Here is an 18,073-nt window from a genome sequence, read left to right as displayed (position 1 = left end):
TTTAACGTGTTTTTCAATATAAATATGACACAGGTCTTTTTACACAAATCTGTGGCTATATCTGTACCTTAAAAACACTCCTTACAAACCATTGTCGTAATCCGTTATCGCCTGCTTTAACTTTGAAAAGTCTGAGTTACATAAATACGGTTTCAGTGCTTCAAACTTCTCTTCTGGCCAATCGTATATCTTCATTGAAATGAGCTCATCAATAACGGACTCATCAAAACGGTGTTTAACCACTTTGGCAGGAGAACCACCGACAATGCTGTAGGGAGCGACGTCTTTAGTCACCACACTATTCGCAGCAACCACAGCACCTTCGCCAATCGTCACGCCGGGCATCACCATCGCTCGCATACCTAACCACACCCCATCTTCAATGTGAGTATCGCCTTTGCCAATGTAGGCGTCGTCGATGACATCCATAAATGGATACAATGAAAACCAATCAACTCTGTGTGTATGGTTACCGCCCATTAAAATCACAACCTCTGCGCCAATACAGACATAATCACCGATATAGAGTTCGTCGATGTCCCATCTAGGCTCCCACTGGCGACTGACTTCATCGCCGTGTAAATAGCGCACAACCGATTGTTCAAAGCCATTATCCCAGCAATCACTGTAATAACTGTGTTGACCTTTTACGTGAATATTGGGGTTGGTTACGACTTCATGTAGCAACTCGAATTTGGACCAATGCTTCTTTTGCATTTTTACCTCTGAATGATCTATTTAGTTTTATTCGTTTCAATATCAAAATGTTCGACGCTACAAATCCAAGGTGTACAAACTAATGCCCTATAAACACAGGGTTTACTGGGATGAATAATGAGTATCACGCTTAAATCATAGCAAAGTCGCTAAAACTAAAGAGTCGTCAGTGGATTCGAGGTTGCTTAAGAAGAGGAAGTAATTTCAAAGTTTGCTCAGCTTGTTATCGATAACTTGGTTGGATAATTTACAGGTGTAGTGTATCTGTTTAATCGCACCAATTTGACAGTCAGATGTGATTATTAAGGTTTCAAATTTCGTTTCATAGAATACGGAATGAATAGAGCCCGCGCGATTACACAGGCTCAAACATAGGCTCGGCTATAAATTTCGGCTCACGCTTGGAGCTTGGTTCAGCGATTACATACGAGCAAGCTGTACTTTCCTGTCTTTATTCACCACACAGAAGTTACCGCGCTTAGCACGACACTTAGAGCATCGTTCGCATTCAACAGGGCTTCTATCCCCTTCCTTCCAACGCTTAACTAAATGCGGTTCAGACAGCAGCGGTCTTGAAAGCGCGAAGTATTCAATGCCTGTGTTGTTTGCAATCGCTTCGATAGCATCAAAATCCGTCAGACCACCAACCGTGATAACTGGGATATTAACGTCTTGGCTGATCGCGTGACCATACTCATGGAAATAGCCTTCAGCTTGAATGGTAAAACCATCGTGCGATTCGCCAATCATAGTGTCTGCTTTACCATGAATATTACCTGATACGACAATGCCATCCACACCCACTTGTTCAAGCTTTTTACAGACAATGCGTGTTTCGTCGAAGGTAACGCCACCTTCAAAAAACTCCGAAGCTGTAAGCTTAACTAAGATAGGGAAATCATCACCCACCAGCTTACGCGTCGCGGTATAGATCTCTAACAAGAATCTCATGCGGTTTTCTAAGCTACCGCCGTATTCATCTTCACGTTGGTTGTAGTAAGGGCTTAAGAACTGATTAATCAGGTAAGTGTGAGCGGCATGAATTTCAACGCCATCAAAACCTGACTTCTGTGCTCTCAAAGATGCTTGAGCAAAGGCGTCAACAATGTAGTCGATTTCCTCTTTGGTCATCGCTTTGCCTAGTGTTTGAGTTCCTTTTTCTGGAACCTCACTTGGTGCGTAGATCACTCGTTCGCCAAGATCATGCGTGGTTTTGGTACCACCATAAGCCAATTGCATCACGATTTTAGAGTCGTTATCGTGCACCAGTTGAGTCAGCTTTTGATACTCTTCAATGAATGAGTCGTTATACATACCCATCATGCCCGCATTCGGCTTTTCTTCTTCGACGATGTTCGCGTAACCCGTCACGATCAGGCCGACTTCACCTTGAGCCAACTCTTCATAGATAGCGTACAGTTTATCTGTCATATGGCCATCTTCGGTGGCCATATTTTCCCACGTTGCACTTCTCATGAAGCGGTTCTTTAGTGTCATCTTGCCAAGGCGGGTTTCTGTAAACAAAGTACTCAAATCTAATCCTCACTCAATCGTGTTACGCAATTGCCCCATCTAGGGAGCACTGATTGACGCGGATACTACAGAGAATATGACAGGCAAAACTTAATCTAGATTAAGAGAGCGGCACTCTCATATAAGAAACAGGCAACTATTACCAACAAAGAAAGGATTAGAATAGATTCTAAGAGTAGGCTCACCCAACCGGTAAGCCTACTCTCAGTTCTAATTATTTAAGACAATACGCAGAAAAGCTATTTAAACTCGTAGGTATAAGATGCGCCAACACTGTTATTTTCACCGAAATCATCCTCAGCAAAGATAGTGAAGAAGTTGAATGATTGAGCATCACTCAACTTGTAGCTAGCGCCGACGCCGGCCCAATAACCCGAATAGTCATCAGAGCCCATAGAGCCACCGCCAAAACCAATCAGTGACCACTCGTCAGTAATTGGTTTTAGTCCAAACGCACCAATATAGCCACCGTGTATGGAACTAGGCATCAGCACATAGTCGGAACCAACGTTATCATCATCGAACACTGCCACTTCACCATCATTATAACTGTAACCAGCCATCGGGAAGATTTGCCAACCGAACGGCTCAATATCGAAATAACTCAGTGGTATAAATGTACCAATACTGTAGTTGTTCTTGTAAGCATCGTTATCATACTCAGAGCGGCTAAAGTTGAAGTTCACGATACCCATCGGCAACAGCCATGAACCACCTACTCGCCACTCTTCACCATCTGCATTGACACGAGCATTGATCATTCGTGCTTCATCTAGCCCAATAGACCCAGAAAACTGCAAATCTTCGTTATAAGCAACGCCAGCTTTAGTTACGATTTTAGTCGGGTCGTCAGGGTGCTTCTCTTCAGCAAAAGCATCCGTTGAGCCCAGTATGACGGCAGTAACAATTAATAGATTACGTAAGGTCATTAGAAGGTCGCACTAACACCAATAAAGTGGATGCGGCCATCGAAAGAACCGTTGAGCAGTTTACGTCCAGCAGGTCCATCACGATTCATATCGACTGAACCTAAATCTGCATATTCATAGAACATGTCAATCAAGATGTCATCCCAATAGGTTGAAGCGCCTACCGAGTAGCGGTACTGTTCGCCTACAGGAAGGTCAACCCATTGCATTGAAGGATCATCTTGCGGAGAAGTCTCATAAGAGAAGCCGGCTTTTAAACGCCAGTCAGAATTAAGTTGGTAGTCAGCACCAACAGCAAATTTCCAAACGTCATCCCAATCACGTTTGATCGGAATTCCATCTCTATCAATTGCTCCAAAATCCAATACCGTTTCGTCCCACGCACTCCAGCGATGGAACTGAATACTCGCCAATAGGTCAAGTTGTTTGTTCAATGCGTAGCTAGCACTGACGTCGATGATTTCAGGTAAAGCAATATCTGTCGATAACGAATTCAAAACGTTAGCACCTAACTTACCGTTTACATCATTGTTGAATTCATGCTCGAGTTTAGAACGGTAGCTAGCACCTAACTTGAGTTTATCTGTAGGCGTGTACATTACGCCAAGGTTATAACCGTATGCCCAGTCAGTATCTTGTTTAGCAGTAAGCATTGACGTTGTTTGTTGGAATGCAGCCCAACTGAATTGCACACCTGCGCCTACTGACCACTGTTCATTTAACTGGTAGCTCAGTGACGGATTCACTTGCATCGCAGTAAGCGTAATATCTTGAAGTAAAAGATGACCTGCCCATTCACTACCGTAATCTAGGCTAGAACCGCCAACAGCGCCAAGAGCAATACCAAGGTGTAATTTGTCTGTGACTTGATGAGCATGGAACGCACCAAATGAAGGCATGACTGAATGAGCTTTACCATCTGGGTTACCATCGTTGTCTTGGTATTTCATCTCAAGATCAAACGCCATGGTATTAATGGTCGTTTTGCTTTCGCCCATGTGGGACATAGTAGCAGGGTTGGTCCACATCGCCGCAGCCGAACGAGTATAAACACCGTCACCAGCTCCAGTAGTACCAGCGTTGGCAACGACAGCTTCTTGCAAAAACAGGCCACTTGCAAATGCATTTAAGCTAGTAAAAATTGCAGTGGCAGCTAGAGAGTAAGTAAAAGTTTTGTTCATCAGATTGCTCATTTAGCCTTAGACATTAAATTGCTCTAAGGTTACCGCAAAGCCCCATAAACAAATGGAATATCCGTTATTCCTGTACAAACGCTATTTGAACGTTCTCGCGACGTATGAACGTTGCTTGTCTCGATGAGTTTCACGTTGAGCAGCAATGGCTCTATTCTTTCCAAACCCTACCTTTATCTGATACCAGGTCTCATAAAATACGGCCATGCCAGGGCTTGACCACCAAGTCTTGTTGTAGAGTTTCTTATTAGCAGCGACAACATCTGGCGACCGATTCGCGCACTCAAGCGCCAACGCATAGGCTTCAGCGTAAGGGTCTTCAGCAATCTTGGTCACCAATCCATAGTCTTTCGCGGTTACGCAGTCGATCACTTTAGCGGTCATCGCCATTTCTAAGGTGTGATCTTTACGCATTAATTCACGAAATGCGATGGCGCCTCCCATATCAGGAATCAGACCCCACTTAGCCTCTAGTATTGAGAAGTTGGCGTCCGGACTAGCGATCCTAAAATCACCACCACTGACCAATTGCAGGCCACCTCCCCAACAGCGACCATGAATCGCAAAAATGACTGGGCATGGAATATCTCGCCAACCAAGTGAAAAGCGTTGTGCAGCGTTAGGCAATATCGGGAGCCATTTAAACAAGAGCTTCATCGCCCCAGACTTACTGGTTAAAAGCGACTTAACATCAAGCCCTGAACAAAAATCAGATCCCTCGCCCTTCACTATTACGGCACGAATCTCGGTGTTCTTTTTCAGCTGGGTCACCATTTTATTCACGCCTTGGAACATTGCCATATCAATAGCATTGAGCTTATCGGGGCGATTCAACACAACCGTGGCAATTTGGTTTTCATCGATGGAACAAGTAATACGATCGAGGTTTGGCATGGTGGCTACCTTATCAGTGGTCAGACCTTTAGATTATACATTTTATTAACATATGCCAAACTTGCACATTAAGAAGCGAGACCTGTGTTGCTTAACGATTCTCCCTTACATAAACGACATCAACAAAAAAGCAGTGATGGATCGCTCCATTCACTGCTTTTTATTCGTAGCTTTGGTTGCCAATAGCTTTGATTAGCAATGGCTTTAGGTCATGAGCAGAAGCTATGTTGTTCGAGATTTCAGTAACAAGAAAATGAAATAACTGCCACCAATAATGGAAACTAACGTACCTGCCGCAAGTTGCGCAGGGAACACCACCACTTGCCCTAACCAATCAGCAAATAACATCAATGCCGCACCAATCAAAAACGATAAGATGATCTGTTCACGAACCAAGCGAGCACCAACCATCGCCGCGATATGTGGAGCCAATAGACCAACAAAGGCGACCGGCCCCATAGTGGTTGTGACCATCGAACATAACACCGCGACAATACACAACAGAGCCACGTAAGCGATGTTGGTGTTCAGCCCTCTAGCACTCGCAAACTGACGGCCAGTTGCAATTAACGTCACCCAACGACTCAACAGTAAAGCAACACCAATACAAACGGTGATCACGATAGCCATGCTCGTTGCAGCATCAGGTTCAACACGATACGTAGAGCCAGCTAACCAAGCCAATAAGGTGTATTTCCCCTCACCGACTCGTGTTAAGGAAAATTGTACTAAAGCTTCCAACACTGCGGTCAGCGAGATACCGGTCAGAATTAGGATAGACGGAGCAAACTGATGCTTTTTACCAAGGAACAGCAACAAACAAAGTGCAATCGCACTGCCCAAAAACGCTACCCAAGGGATTAGTGAGTGAATTGAGTATCCCATAAACAAGCTACTGAAAATCAGTGCTAACACCGCACCTGCCGATACACCAAGAATACCCGGGCTTGCAAGTGGGTTGTAAACGAGCCTTTGTAAAATCACCCCTGCCACTGCCAAACCGCCACCAGAAAATATTGCAGTTAACATTCTAGGCCAACGAATAGACCATTCAAACGCATCCGGGATAATGAAGTAACCCATATCTGCAGAAGGTTGTAACAATGTGCTTAATGCCAGTAACCCGAAGATCATTCCGCCCAACAAGAAATAAGCCAAAGGTGAAATAGACTTTTGCCCTTTAGGCATAGAGAAGAATAGCTGATCTTGGGCTGACATCTGCTTACGAGCAATAATGATCAAAGCTGGAGCACCAATCACCGCGGTTGCCGTGCCTGTTGGAATCATATCCAAAGACCATTGCGCCAAGAAGATTGCCAAGCTGTCGGTCACACAAAGCAACAGTGCACCTAACACGCAGCTTGCAATGAGTTCAGATTTCGCCTTTAAAAAGCCCAAATGTCTCGCGATATTTGGCGCAATCAAACCAATAAAGCTGATCACACCCACCGAGGTAATCGACACGGCAACCAACCAAACGCCAATTGCCATTAGTACAAAGAAGGTCGTGCCGATGTTAAGACCACGTGCAGCAGCCCCTTCTGTACCAATCGAAAGCAAAGTCAGAACTCTTGGAGCCAACAGGAAAATAGCAAAGATTGGCAGTAACTTAGGCATCAGCCAAAGCACTTGTTCCCAACCGTTCTGTCCGAGATCACCCGCTCCCCAAACAAACAAGTTTTGCGCATATTGGTCATTAAGCAAAATAATCGCAGTTGCGAATGCGCCTAACAGCAAGTTAACTGCCATACCCGCCAAAACAATCGGTAAACCGCTCATATTTTTAATGCCAACAATGGAGACAATCAGCCCCATTGCAAGCAGCGCCCCGATTAGTGCGAACCAAACCGAATATTGAGCGACCAACATTGGCGCGACCACATTCAGAATGACCAGACCAAGCCATGCACCAGACGATGTACCGAGTGTAAGCGGAGACATCATGCGGTTCTGCGTTAACTGTTGGAACAAACTACCTATGGTGCCGAGTGTTCCACCAACCAGAATCGCCATCACTAAACGAGGTAAGTTGACATAGACTAATGCCATCAACTCGAATGAATCATCGACCATTTTATTAAATGTAACGATGTCACTGATCTGTGAGACTTGCTGAAACAACTCACCGATAGGGCCAAATTCAGACTGGCCTAACCATAAATGAATAAGGGCGGCGATAAATAGTACCGCCCCCATCATCAAACCACTGGATTTCATTACTGCTCCGCTAGCGTCAACAACGATTGCGCCATCGCTTCTGCGTTATACAAAATCGACATAGCACCGCCGTAGCTCCAACTTGCTGCTACAGGGCTAAATTGACCATTGCGAACGAAAGGCATGCTCTTCCAAACCGGAGAACGATCTAACTTGTCTTGATATGGGAAAGGTTCAAAGTAAAGCGCAATGCCACCCTTAACCTTCTTAAGCTCGGTCATACGCTTTTGACTGATGCCCCATTGACTCGCAGGAAGATCCATCGTATTTTCAAAGCCGAGCTGCTCAAGCGCATATTGTGGAATCGAGTTGTTACCGTATATGTAAACCGAAGTCGTGCTCGCAAAACGGAAAGAGGTCACTTTCGGCTTGTCGCCCGGATACGCTTTATCTAGTTCAGCTTTTAAAACCTCAAGACGCTCATCCATCGCAGCCAGTTTGTTGTTCGCTTGCTCTTCTTTACCAAGCAATTGGCCTATCTTCTTGAAGTTATCGATAGCCGCCGCCACATTGCTGTGCTGTTCACTGTACGTTTGGTAGTAAAGTACTGGCGCGATTTCTGAAAGTCGCTCCTGAAGATCTTTCTGAGGTGAAGCGATAAGAATCACATCTGGGTTTAGCTTCTTCAAAACAGAAAAGTTAGGTTCAGTTCTAGTACCAATATCCGCCACACCTTCTGGAATGACAGGTTCAACAACCCAATCGGTGTATCCTGCAATATCTGGCACCGCGACTGGCGTTACGCCTAATTCGACCACTTGCTCTGCAATATCCCAGTTAAGCGCAGCCACTCTAACAGGTTGAGCTTCAAGGGTTTTAATCCCCTCGCTGTCTTCTACTTGAAAGTTGGCCCACGCTTGAGCTGATAACAACAAGCTCAATGAGACAATGAACGAACTCACTTTAGGAAAACGAGAAGTAAAATAATTGGCTTTCATATAATCACTGTCACTTTTTAAGTGTTTATTTAACGACAAAAGCAGCCCCACAAGCTGCTTAGATTTATGCATTCAAATGAATTAGAACTCGTAGTTCACGCTTAGCTCTACAGACTGCTCTGCGCCAAACCAACAGTTCGATTGGTCGTAGCAGGTGTAGTACTCTTCATTCAACAGGTTATTCACTAGCAAGTTAGCTGTTGCACCAGATAGCGTATCGCTTGCTGCACCCAAATCATAACCCACCGACAAATCAACAACCGTGTAAGACGGAACTTTACCTTGAGTGTTCGTCGCATCCATCTCCATTTCACCCATGTAACGAGCACCAGCACTGAAGCGAGTCCCTGATAACGCACCACCATAGACATAGTAGTTGCTCCATAGGTTAGCCGTGTGTGTCGGTACATAGATAGGTGTCGTGCCTTCTAGATCTGGGTTAGCATCTTCCGTCACTTCCATATCAACATACGTGTAGCTCGCATTAACATCCCAATCTTCCGTTACAAACCATCGGCCTTCGACTTCCACACCTTGAGAGCGTACTTCACCTAATTGGATCTTAGAGCGATAAGTCGGATCTGATGGATCTGCTGCAATTGAGTCTTTCTTAGTAATATGGAAATAGGAAGCCGTAACCTGTTGCGACATATCTGGAGACAAGTATTTAATACCCAGCTCGACCTGTTCACCTAGCTGAGGTTTTAAAGAGTTGCCATTAATATCAGTACCTGCAGCTGGCTCAAAGCTCGTCGCGTAACTTACAAACGGAGAAATACCATTATCTAGCTCATACAAGGCACCTACACGATAAGAGAACTGGTTATGTTCAGCTTCTTCTTTTCCATCATAAGTTGGGTAAGAGCTATTTTTATCATCGCTCGCCTTGAACATGTCGTAACGACCACCAGCAAGTAGAACAAGCGCGTCGTAGCGTACTTGGTCTTGGAAATATAGTCCTAGCTGCTCGGTCGTAATGTCGTGAGATTCACGGTAGTTCTCTTGAAGCTGGCTTTTATCCAAAAGGTCATTGTTCGGGTTGTAAGCATCAAACCCATAGAAGCCCGCATTCGCAGTGAATTCTTTGTACAGAGAATCACCTGTTAGCTTTAGGTAGTCGACACCGAATAGTAAATTATGCTCTAAGCCACTAATTTCTAGGCGACCTGAAACTTGGTTATCGAGAATAAAGCTCTGTGAATCCTCATCCGTACTGTAAGCATTTCGAATTAAACTGCCTGTCGCAGGATTGAAATTAGTCGCAGTGTGGTAAGTATTCTCCTGGTACAGAGATGCATCGGTATAGCGGGCGTTCTGAAGAAAAGTCCAATTATCGTTGATTTGATGATTAATCTTATAGCCTAACATCAAGACTTCACGTTCAAAGGTACTCCAGCTCTTGTCGCCCATGGAGACAGATGGATCACTTGCCTTCAGCACTTCAAGCGGCATTGCGGAGTTAGTACCCATTGACGGATCATTTTGATAGTAAAGGTTGAAGTTAATAAGTGTTCTATCAGAGACCTGCCAATCTAGTGAAGGAGCAATCACATAGCGCTCTTCTTCGGCGTGATCGACTTGGCTGTCTTGTTTACGAGCGAGTGCTACCAAGCGGTAAGAAAAGTCACTGTCCCCCAATTGACCTGTTGTATCAATTGACGCTTCCATAAGATTTCTTGAGCCAGTAGATACTCCTACTTTTGTAGCCCCGTCTTCTTGCGGCGTCTTTGCAATCATGTTGACCATACCACCCGGTGGCATAGCTCCATACAACACAGACGTAGGGCCTTTAAACACTTCAACTTGCTGAATCGCAATAGGGTCTATTTGAGGTTGTAAGTTCCAACCAGTAAGGAACGGAAGTACCAAACCATCGTAGTAGCTTTGGTTATTACTAAAGCCACGAATCGAGAACGTATCGTACATCGTTACTGATGCGCCCTTCTGCTCGGTTACAACACCCGGCGCGTATCTAAGCGCTTGGTTGAGGGACTTCACACCTCGTTGCTCTAACTGTTCTTCATCAATAACGGTAATACCTTGAGGCGTTTCTTCTGGCTCAAGTGCCGACTTAGTCGCGGTATTACGATAGGCTTTACCCATAATCGTAACAGTTTCTACATTCGAATCTGCTGCTGTAGCTGTCTCTTCCGCCAAGGCTTGCGCTGAAAATGCAGTGAGCAACGCTACTGCTAGTGATGAATACTTAAAACGAGTGTGAGTGGTCATGATTCCCTCGGTACCAATGCTTAATATAAATAATAATAAATCTCATTTGCATTGTATGTATCTATGAATGGGATAATTAACAATTTGGTGCAAACTCACAAAGAACTTGGCCTATTTTCAATGGAATCAGGTCAATTGCTGATTAAAAGCACAATTTACCTTATCAGTAGCAAGGCTTTGCTAGGAAGGGAATGACGAGGATATGACTACGATTTAATAATAGGAACCCAATACTCCATCTCAGCGTCAGAGGCGTGAGCTTGATAGCCAAATGGGTACACTTCGAGTTCATAGCCATCGACACCGCGATAACCCGAACTCGGTAACCAATTAAGAACAAACCAACTCAAGGTATATCGCAGGTTCTCTATAGGCCCGCAATGCTTCACCACGGCATAGGTTTGCTTGGGGATAGTCAGCACTTTTAACTTTTCAGAAATTAGACTTGGTAGTTGCGGAATTGAAACTTCGTCATCAAGCTCGACACCTGCCCAATAATGAATGTTAGTCCCGTCGAAGCATGACTGAGTGAGATCGATAACACCAATAAACTGCAGTGCGTTGTCATCGGGCAAACTCACCTCACTTTCCAAGCGTGACCATAACTGAGGGACTTTTTGTGCAAAATCTTGCGTCAGCGAAAACAAGCCGCTGATTTCTGATGTTATGCCTTTAACAAGGAAAGACTCTCTTTCGTCAATACGAACTTCAACAAAACTCAGAGCGCCTTTTTCTTCTGCGCTGACAGTTTCAGACACTTGTATCGGCTTTCTTAGCCCTACTCTTTTGCCCGCTTTTCTATATTGGCTTGGGCTTGCCCCAAACATCTGTTTAAACGAACGACTAAAGCTAATCTCTGAATTGAACCCAAGACCAAGTGCAACATCAATGACACGCTCTTTCCCATCAAGCAACTCTTCAGCCGCCTGACTTAACTTTAGTTCTCTCACATAGTTGGCCACAGTAAGCCCTGTTTCCGCTTGAAACACTCTTTGCAGCTGCCAGCGAGACCAACAGCTCTGTTTCGCAATATCTTCTAGCGATAGTGCCGAACTAAGGTTCGCATGGATATAAGCCAATACGCGGCTGATGCGGTCAAATGCAGGAGTGTTCATAGTCACGCTTTTATAATCTCGATAGTGGTAACAATTAAGTCTATACAGGAATACTTTTTAACATTTAAAGCGACTTTTATCACTTAATAATGGCCAAGGCGCATTCAATTTATAAATTTTTCAAACCAAGAGTTCTCTGAAGAGATGCACCATTTTGTATGGTTATCGTCAATGAGGTTCGCTATGATAACGCAACTGATTCTCATTTAATGGTTTAAAATGCTTTCCCAGCTGCACAATATTGCCACTCGTCGCAGAGCCCCCTCCCTGCACCAGAAAATCTTCGCTTACTCAAAACAAATAACGCCTTATCTAAGTGGAAGTTATGGCTCTCTGAGCAGCAAAAGCATCGCAATGACAAACGATAAAAGCCATATCGAGATCAAACGCGTTTACGATGGCTTAGCGGAAAATCATTCTGAAGCAGGAAAAGCGTATTGGTTGACGCGAACTTGGGATCTAGTTTGCTGGCAGCCTATCTATGTGACCTTCGTATCTATCTACGGCCTTCACTCATTGCCAGATATCAAGAATATCGGTCAGTTTAGGTACAAAGAGTTTGTGACAGGGTATCGCTTCTTCAATGGTGACCATCAACACGGTTCACCTGAGGAGTTGATACCTAAAGCTGGCGAAGCCATACTTGCACTCACTGAGTTTTATCGCAGCCAAATAAGTGAATGGACACGCATCCGCCCTGGTTTTACTAACCATTTGCTGGCGGATCTACTGTTAGGCAGTTTGATCAAATTGCAGCAGCATGAACCGAGCCTGACCAACGACTACATCACAGCACAAGCTAAGCTTTGGTTAGAAGCATGCCAATTACCTGAAAGTCACTTAGACAGCCTCAAGGTCGATGCCGATTCAGGAATGCTTAAACTGATTAGAGTCAGCTGTTGCTTAGTTTACAAATGCGATTCGGGAAAGTATTGCGAAGATTGCCCTAGACACCCTGACAACAAAAAACTGGCTCAATAACACCCTCTATTTTTAAAGACCAATAAAGTATGTTTGATTTCATTAAGCGTTTTATTGGTCTAAACATAGGACTGACATGTTTCAGCTTTCAAACATCAAAATTGTTCGTGATGAACGAACCATTCTCTCAATTGAAGACCTTGCGATTCCGACCAATGAACTGACTGTCGTTCTTGGCCATAATGGTTCAGGTAAATCTACACTCGTTAATTTGCTATCAGGGCAGATGTCACCGGATCATGGTAGCGTTGAACTGGACGGCACTTCTCTTTCTTCACTAAAAAGCAAAGACTTAGCCAAGAAGATTGCGTATTTGCCACAAAAGCTCCCTGCTTCTGCTGGCTTAACGGTGGAAGAGCTGGTTCGTTTAGGGCGTTTCCCATGGAGAGGCGCGTTAGGTCGTTGGAATTCAGAAGATAAGTCGATCATCCGACAAGCAATGGAAAGAACCGGTGTTACTGAATTCTCACAAGCATTAGCGGATGACTTATCTGGTGGTGAACGTCAACGAGCGTGGGTCTCTATGTTGCTGGCTCAACAGTCACCGGTATTGATCCTTGATGAACCGACTTCTGCATTGGATGTTCATCACCAATTCCAACTGATGAGTTTATTGTCTGAACTGAACAAAAATGAAAACGTTGGCGTTATCGTGATTCTGCACGACTTGAACCTTGCACTGCGCTACGCGACGCACATCGTTGCTCTGAAGAAAGGTCAGATTGCATTTGAAGGCAGCGCCGATAAGTTACTCGATGAACAGGCTTTGTCTGCACTGTATGAATCCCCTATCCGACTGATCGATCATCCAGCTCCAGCTAAGACAGCAGCAAGCGAAAAGGTCGCCGTTGTCTGCGAGTAACCCGAAGAATCAAAGTTAAGTGAATGAGGTACTCATTCTTTGGATAACTCACCAGCATAACGAGTGAAAACAGAGTAAATGTTTCCTTAAACTTAAATCAACACAAGCTACACTAATACCACCTCATGAAATCAAGAGACTTCAATGAACACTTATCACCGCATTCTATGCTCTGCTTTGGCACTTGTTGTGTCCGGTCCTATTGCCTCAGCGGCGGCCTTCGCCTGGCAAGCCGAGAAGATCACCGACGGACTCGTGATCCCTTGGGGACTGGCTTATGTCAACGATAAGTCCATGTTAGTCACAGAGAAAGCAGGCGTCATTAAACATGTCGATTTAAAAACAGGCGATCAAAACACACTGTTCAGGCTGCCCAATGTATGGGCGAAAGGCCAAGGTGGATTATTGGATATCGCACTCTCCCCTTTTGAAAACGGAAAGTTTTACGTCACTTACAGTAAAGACGTCGATGGTGAAGGCGTAACGACACTGGCTTCTGCTAATTACAGCAATAATGAAGTCACCAATTGGACAGACGTGTTTGTGTCAAAATCTAGAACAGACACAGGGCGTCACTTTGGTAGCCGTATCACCTTTGATGAGAGCCACCTTTACTTTTCAATTGGTGATCGCGGTGATCGAGACAACGGCCAAAACACCATGACTCACGCTGGCTCAATATTGCGATTAAATGCCGATGGAAGCACACCAAGCGATAACCCCTTCACAGATAACGACAAGATTCTCGACGAGATTTGGAGTTATGGTCATCGCAACCCACAAGGGCTTTTCTATGATTTCCCAACTCAAAAGCTTTGGTCGATTGAACATGGGCCACGTGGTGGTGATGAAATCAACCTAATAAAAGCAGGTGCTAACTACGGGTGGCCAGTCACATCACACGGAAAAGAGTATTGGGGCCCTATCAGCGTTGGCGAGTCTAAAACCAAAGATGGCATTGAAGCGCCTAAAAAAGTCTATGTTCCTTCAATCGCACCGGGGAGCTTGATCGTCTACCAAGGTGACAAATATCCAGATTTGAAAGGAAAGCTACTGGCTGGCGCGCTTAAACTTACTCATATCAATATTGTGACAGTCAATAAACAAGGTGAGGTAATCGAAGAAGAACGCATTTTAGAAGATTTAGGCGAGAGGATAAGAGACATCGAAACTTCACCAAATGGTGACATCTTCTTCAGCACTGATAATGGCAACCTTTACCGCTTGAAAAAGTAGTCTAGACATCGTTCACGTAAAGACATTTCCCTTACAACGAAATCTATAGATATAAGCCGTAAAAAGTGGGCTCAAGACCCAATTAGCGGCTTTTAATTTGCAAAAATGAATGCGCCAAAACAGTGCAATTACTCCAAATTCGTCATCAATTTCGACCACCTTTTTCACAAAAACGACAACAAATCACCATACAACTGTAACTACATGATATTTAAGGAATGCAAAGTTTGACTACCCCCAAGTTTCTGAAACCTTTCACTATGGATTCGATTGACTATCCCCTGATTTAATTTAGACTTCATCTCGGCTAGAAAGAAAGTTCTTTGTATATAAACATTTCGTTGGATTACTAGTAACCCCGTTGTGTTGTACGCAATAGCAATAAACTTTTCCACGCTATCAGTGCCACAATTGGCTCAAAATAAAAATTTAATTTTAGGATATCATCATGTCTAACACAGTTACTGGTACAGTAAAATGGTTCAACGAAACTAAAGGCTTCGGCTTCATTCAACAAGAAAACGGTCCAGACGTATTCGCACACTTCTCAGCTATCACAGGCGAAGGCTTCAAAACTCTTGCTGAAGGACAAAAAGTTGAGTTCGTAGTATCTCAAGGTCAAAAAGGCCCACAAGCTGACAGCATCAAAGTACTTTAATTTAGTATTTTAAAGCTTTCTAAAAATAGCCAGCCTCTGCTGGCTATTTTTTTACCCGCTATTCAGAGATTTAAGGTAATATTCCCCTTCACTATTTCTACCTAAGACACCCTCTCAATGGCTCTTAAACCCACAATCTACAAGTTTCGTATCTCTTTAACCGATATGAATCGCGACTATTACGACTCTTTTAATCTAACGGTTGCACAACACCCTTCTGAAACGGAACAGCGAATGATGGCTCGAATCATGGCTTTCTGTATCAATGCATCACCTGAACTTGAGTTCACTAAAGGGTTGTCTAGCATTGAAGAACCCGATTTATGGCAGAAGTCGTTAGATGATCAAATCCTAGAGTGGGTTGATGTGGGCGAACCCGATCCAGAACGCGTTAAGAAGGCAACTCGCCTATCTAAATCAGTGCGTGTATTCAGCTTCAACACTAAATCGAACGTTTGGTGGGAACAGAACAAAGGTAAATTCGGTTACCTAAAAGCTCAAATCGTTCGTCTAGACAACGATGGTATTGAGCAGCTAGCAGCAATGACGCAACGTACGATGGATCTTTCAGTGATGCTGACAGGCAACTCTGCTTTCGTTAACAGCGACACGCAATCTGCGGAAGTAACGTGGGAAGAGCTACAGAGTAATGACTGAGCGTCCAACCCCGAATAGTTCGCAGACAGAAGCTAGCCAGCTAGAAGAAGCCAAGCAGCAAGCCGACGCGCAGCAAGACATCAAAGCGAAACAACAAGCTAGAACCAAACTTCACCAGTGTTTAAAAGAAGCAGGTTTAGATTCAGTAAAAGCGCTCTCGACAGGCTACGAGAAAGAGCTGTCGTCATTTATTGATGAAAACCACGCTTTGTTTAAACACGCCTGCGAAAACAAGCCGGACAACTCTGCACGTCAGACGTTGCTTGGCTTGCTAACCAAGGTACATATCGATGCAAGCTATCGCTTTGAAAGCAATAAAGAAGCGAATGAAGCGATGCAAAATGTATTCGATAACACAGTAGGCACTGAGCACTGCGACAAGTTTCAAAACTCTAACGCTCAACAGTTAAAATTAGTGACTCATTTGTGGTTGTTCATTCAAGGACGACTCGGTATGGATTACAGCCTAGCCAATGATCATGCAGCTGTAGCCGCTACACTGTTGTCTCGCTTATTACGAAGCTCAGACGATGAGATCCGAGTGGAGTTCATGGCGAGCTTCTATGATGGCTTGAACATCTACCAAGCAGAGAACAAACCGTCAGGTATTGTTCACCACTTAAAGCGTTTGTTTAACCTTTCTTAAGCATTCCCACTAGCGATCAACTCTAGTTACGCTCTATATTTTTATAGAGCGTACTTATTCTACTTAGCCGCCAGAGATTCCCTATTACGTTCGTTCCTCACTTTAGGGAATGACGGACTCGTGTTACTGAGATTCAACGTTTCGGTTTGCCTAGACAGGAACAGGAACAAAAACCGCTTTAGGTGAAATACTATTGAGCTAATTCCCCCACACTCTTCGTCATCCTCGAGAAGGAGGAATGACTGAATCAGAGATCTCATATCAAGTCAGAAACCACACAGTTCAACAGATTCCCTACTCGCTCATTATTCACTCTAGGAAATGACGACATTCGTAGTCATTACAGGCGTAAAAAAGCCCCGCAGAAAGCGAGGCTTAGAATATTTTCAACGAACATCAATTTACAGAGGCTAAATCGCGTTCATCCAATAACGAAACGTATTAACGTAGGCCGTGTAAGAATTCGTGGCGCGTTGCTGGGTTTGATCTGAAGATACCACCCAATGCGGTTGTCGTCGTTTCGCTAGTTGCGTCCATAACACCGCGAGATTTCACGCAGTAGTGAACCGCGTCCATGGTTACAGCAACGTCATCGGTTTCGAGTAGCGTTTGCAATGCAACAAGGATCTGCTGAGTCATGCGCTCTTGAACTTGTGGGCGCTGAGCAAAGAATCGAACAATACGGTTGATCTTTGAAAGACCAATAATCTTTCCTCGCGGGATATAAGCTACAGCAGTCTTACCATCGATGGTTACAAGGTGATGTTCACAAGTACTGGTCACGGTAATATCTTTTACACGTACCATCTCACGAACGCCCATCTTGTTTTCAATTACGGTGATTTTAGGGAAATTGGCGTAATCCAGACCTGAGAAAATCTCGTCCACGTACATTTTAGCAATACGTTGCGGTGTTTCTTCCAGGCTATCATCCGTAAGATCAAGTTCAAGGAGAGTGAGAATCTCACGCATATGGTGTTCGATTCGTTCCTTTTTCTCTTCTCGGCTAACCTGATTAGGACTCATTGGTGTCTCTAATCCGCGGCTTGCTAGCGCATCTTTAACCAACTTCGCTGATTCGCTAAGACCTGACATTGAACTTCCTCTTTTAGTACCCCTTCTGGATGGCAAACAAGGATACTCGGAATTTTGAATAAATACACCCATATTTTAAGGGAGGTCATTATTTACGGGGCTTAAACTGTGCTAAAGTGGCTGCAATTTCGTTGGTGAACCATCATGATTTGATAATTATTGAATCCCTATTG

General features: G+C 44.2%; 16 protein-coding genes. 6 read left to right on the top strand and 10 right to left on the bottom strand.

What is annotated here, in order from left to right:
* Positions 1-81 precede the first annotated feature (81 nt).
* From ATB74_RS04090 to ATB74_RS04050, 9 genes are all read right to left on the bottom strand, one after another.
* Positions 82-717: a CatB-related O-acetyltransferase gene (locus tag ATB74_RS04090; protein WP_061016728.1), complete on the bottom strand. Its 636-nt coding sequence runs from the start codon at positions 715-717 to the stop codon at positions 82-84.
* Between the two features lie 420 nt (positions 718-1,137).
* Entirely contained in the window at positions 1,138-2,250 is a 1,113-nt protein-coding gene (locus ATB74_RS04085) for an NADH:flavin oxidoreductase (protein WP_061016726.1), read from the bottom strand.
* 239 nt (positions 2,251-2,489) lie between these two features.
* On the bottom strand, positions 2,490-3,179 hold the full coding sequence (locus ATB74_RS04080) for a hypothetical protein (RefSeq protein ID WP_061016722.1): 690 nt from the start codon (positions 3,177-3,179) through the stop codon (positions 2,490-2,492).
* A complete protein-coding gene (locus tag ATB74_RS04075; RefSeq protein ID WP_061016720.1) occupies positions 3,179-4,360 on the bottom strand; it encodes an OmpP1/FadL family transporter in 1,182 nt (393 codons plus the stop codon). The genes ATB74_RS04080 and ATB74_RS04075 overlap by 1 nt, the downstream gene beginning before the upstream one ends.
* A gap of 93 nt (positions 4,361-4,453) precedes the next feature.
* Positions 4,454-5,266: a crotonase/enoyl-CoA hydratase family protein gene (locus tag ATB74_RS04070; protein ID WP_061016719.1), complete on the bottom strand. Its 813-nt coding sequence runs from the start codon at positions 5,264-5,266 to the stop codon at positions 4,454-4,456.
* Positions 5,267-5,488: 222 nt separating this feature from the next.
* The gene (gene fhuB, locus ATB74_RS04065; protein ID WP_061016716.1) at positions 5,489-7,483 is read right to left on the bottom strand and encodes a Fe(3+)-hydroxamate ABC transporter permease FhuB; all 1,995 of its coding nucleotides are present in this window, start codon (positions 7,481-7,483) and stop codon (positions 5,489-5,491) included.
* Positions 7,483-8,421 carry an iron-siderophore ABC transporter substrate-binding protein gene (locus ATB74_RS04060; protein ID WP_061017725.1) on the bottom strand — a complete coding sequence of 313 codons (939 nt, stop codon included), beginning with the start codon at positions 8,419-8,421 and terminating at the stop codon, positions 7,483-7,485. The genes fhuB and ATB74_RS04060 overlap by 1 nt, the downstream gene beginning before the upstream one ends.
* An 81-nt stretch (positions 8,422-8,502) precedes the next feature.
* Complete coding sequence (locus tag ATB74_RS04055; RefSeq protein WP_061016714.1) at positions 8,503-10,650, bottom strand: TonB-dependent siderophore receptor; 2,148 nt, start codon at positions 10,648-10,650, stop codon at positions 8,503-8,505.
* Between the two features lie 206 nt (positions 10,651-10,856).
* Complete coding sequence (locus ATB74_RS04050) at positions 10,857-11,765, bottom strand: AraC family transcriptional regulator (RefSeq protein WP_048662568.1); 909 nt, start codon at positions 11,763-11,765, stop codon at positions 10,857-10,859.
* A 219-nt stretch (positions 11,766-11,984) separates the two neighbouring features.
* Here ATB74_RS04050 and ATB74_RS04045 point away from each other — a divergent pair, with 219 nt between their 5' ends.
* From ATB74_RS04045 to ATB74_RS04020, 6 genes are all read left to right on the top strand, one after another.
* The gene (locus tag ATB74_RS04045; protein ID WP_055320167.1) at positions 11,985-12,746 is read left to right on the top strand and encodes a siderophore ferric iron reductase; all 762 of its coding nucleotides are present in this window, start codon (positions 11,985-11,987) and stop codon (positions 12,744-12,746) included.
* Positions 12,747-12,822: 76 nt separating this feature from the next.
* Positions 12,823-13,608: an ABC transporter ATP-binding protein gene (locus tag ATB74_RS04040; RefSeq protein ID WP_055320168.1), complete on the top strand. Its 786-nt coding sequence runs from the start codon at positions 12,823-12,825 to the stop codon at positions 13,606-13,608.
* 144 nt (positions 13,609-13,752) lie between these two features.
* A complete protein-coding gene (locus ATB74_RS04035; protein WP_061016713.1) occupies positions 13,753-14,844 on the top strand; it encodes a PQQ-dependent sugar dehydrogenase in 1,092 nt (363 codons plus the stop codon).
* A gap of 448 nt (positions 14,845-15,292) precedes the next feature.
* A complete protein-coding gene (locus ATB74_RS04030; RefSeq protein WP_004737278.1) occupies positions 15,293-15,502 on the top strand; it encodes a cold-shock protein in 210 nt (69 codons plus the stop codon).
* 117 nt (positions 15,503-15,619) lie between these two features.
* Positions 15,620-16,159 carry a YaeQ family protein gene (locus tag ATB74_RS04025; RefSeq protein ID WP_017631131.1) on the top strand — a complete coding sequence of 180 codons (540 nt, stop codon included), beginning with the start codon at positions 15,620-15,622 and terminating at the stop codon, positions 16,157-16,159.
* Entirely contained in the window at positions 16,152-16,805 is a 654-nt protein-coding gene (locus ATB74_RS04020; protein ID WP_244267527.1) for a hypothetical protein, read from the top strand. The genes ATB74_RS04025 and ATB74_RS04020 overlap by 8 nt, the downstream gene beginning before the upstream one ends.
* Before the next feature lie 441 nt (positions 16,806-17,246).
* Here ATB74_RS04020 and folE read toward each other — a convergent pair whose 3' ends face one another.
* Positions 17,247-17,900: a GTP cyclohydrolase I FolE gene (folE, locus tag ATB74_RS04015; protein ID WP_017061725.1), complete on the bottom strand. Its 654-nt coding sequence runs from the start codon at positions 17,898-17,900 to the stop codon at positions 17,247-17,249.
* Positions 17,901-18,073 lie beyond the last annotated feature (173 nt).

This window comes from Vibrio splendidus, assembly GCF_001557875.1.
GTDB lineage: Bacteria > Pseudomonadota > Gammaproteobacteria > Enterobacterales > Vibrionaceae > Vibrio > Vibrio splendidus_F.
The sequence above is the reverse complement of the archived record's forward strand: the minus strand, read 5'-3'. Positions and strand labels throughout refer to the sequence as shown.

Bases quoted from the DNA above. Each gene is read 5' to 3' on its own strand.
- ATB74_RS04070 (WP_061016719.1), bottom strand. From the start codon at position 5,266: ATGCCAAACCTCGATCGTATTACTTGTTCCATCGATGAAAACCAAATT.
- ATB74_RS04025 (WP_017631131.1), top strand. From the start codon at position 15,620: ATGGCTCTTAAACCCACAATCTACAAGTTTCGTATCTCTTTAACCGAT.
- ATB74_RS04055 (WP_061016714.1), bottom strand. From the start codon at position 10,650: ATGACCACTCACACTCGTTTTAAGTATTCATCACTAGCAGTAGCGTTG.
- ATB74_RS04060 (WP_061017725.1), bottom strand. From the start codon at position 8,421: ATGAAAGCCAATTATTTTACTTCTCGTTTTCCTAAAGTGAGTTCGTTC.
- ATB74_RS04035 (WP_061016713.1), top strand. From the start codon at position 13,753: ATGAACACTTATCACCGCATTCTATGCTCTGCTTTGGCACTTGTTGTG.
- ATB74_RS04090 (WP_061016728.1), bottom strand. From the start codon at position 717: ATGCAAAAGAAGCATTGGTCCAAATTCGAGTTGCTACATGAAGTCGTA.
- fhuB (WP_061016716.1), bottom strand. From the start codon at position 7,483: ATGAAATCCAGTGGTTTGATGATGGGGGCGGTACTATTTATCGCCGCC.
- ATB74_RS04080 (WP_061016722.1), bottom strand. From the start codon at position 3,179: ATGACCTTACGTAATCTATTAATTGTTACTGCCGTCATACTGGGCTCA.
- folE (WP_017061725.1), bottom strand. From the start codon at position 17,900: ATGTCAGGTCTTAGCGAATCAGCGAAGTTGGTTAAAGATGCGCTAGCA.
- ATB74_RS04045 (WP_055320167.1), top strand. From the start codon at position 11,985: ATGCTTTCCCAGCTGCACAATATTGCCACTCGTCGCAGAGCCCCCTCC.
- ATB74_RS04050 (WP_048662568.1), bottom strand. From the start codon at position 11,765: ATGAACACTCCTGCATTTGACCGCATCAGCCGCGTATTGGCTTATATC.
- ATB74_RS04030 (WP_004737278.1), top strand. From the start codon at position 15,293: ATGTCTAACACAGTTACTGGTACAGTAAAATGGTTCAACGAAACTAAA.
- ATB74_RS04040 (WP_055320168.1), top strand. From the start codon at position 12,823: ATGTTTCAGCTTTCAAACATCAAAATTGTTCGTGATGAACGAACCATT.
- ATB74_RS04075 (WP_061016720.1), bottom strand. From the start codon at position 4,360: ATGAACAAAACTTTTACTTACTCTCTAGCTGCCACTGCAATTTTTACT.
- ATB74_RS04020 (WP_244267527.1), top strand. From the start codon at position 16,152: ATGACTGAGCGTCCAACCCCGAATAGTTCGCAGACAGAAGCTAGCCAG.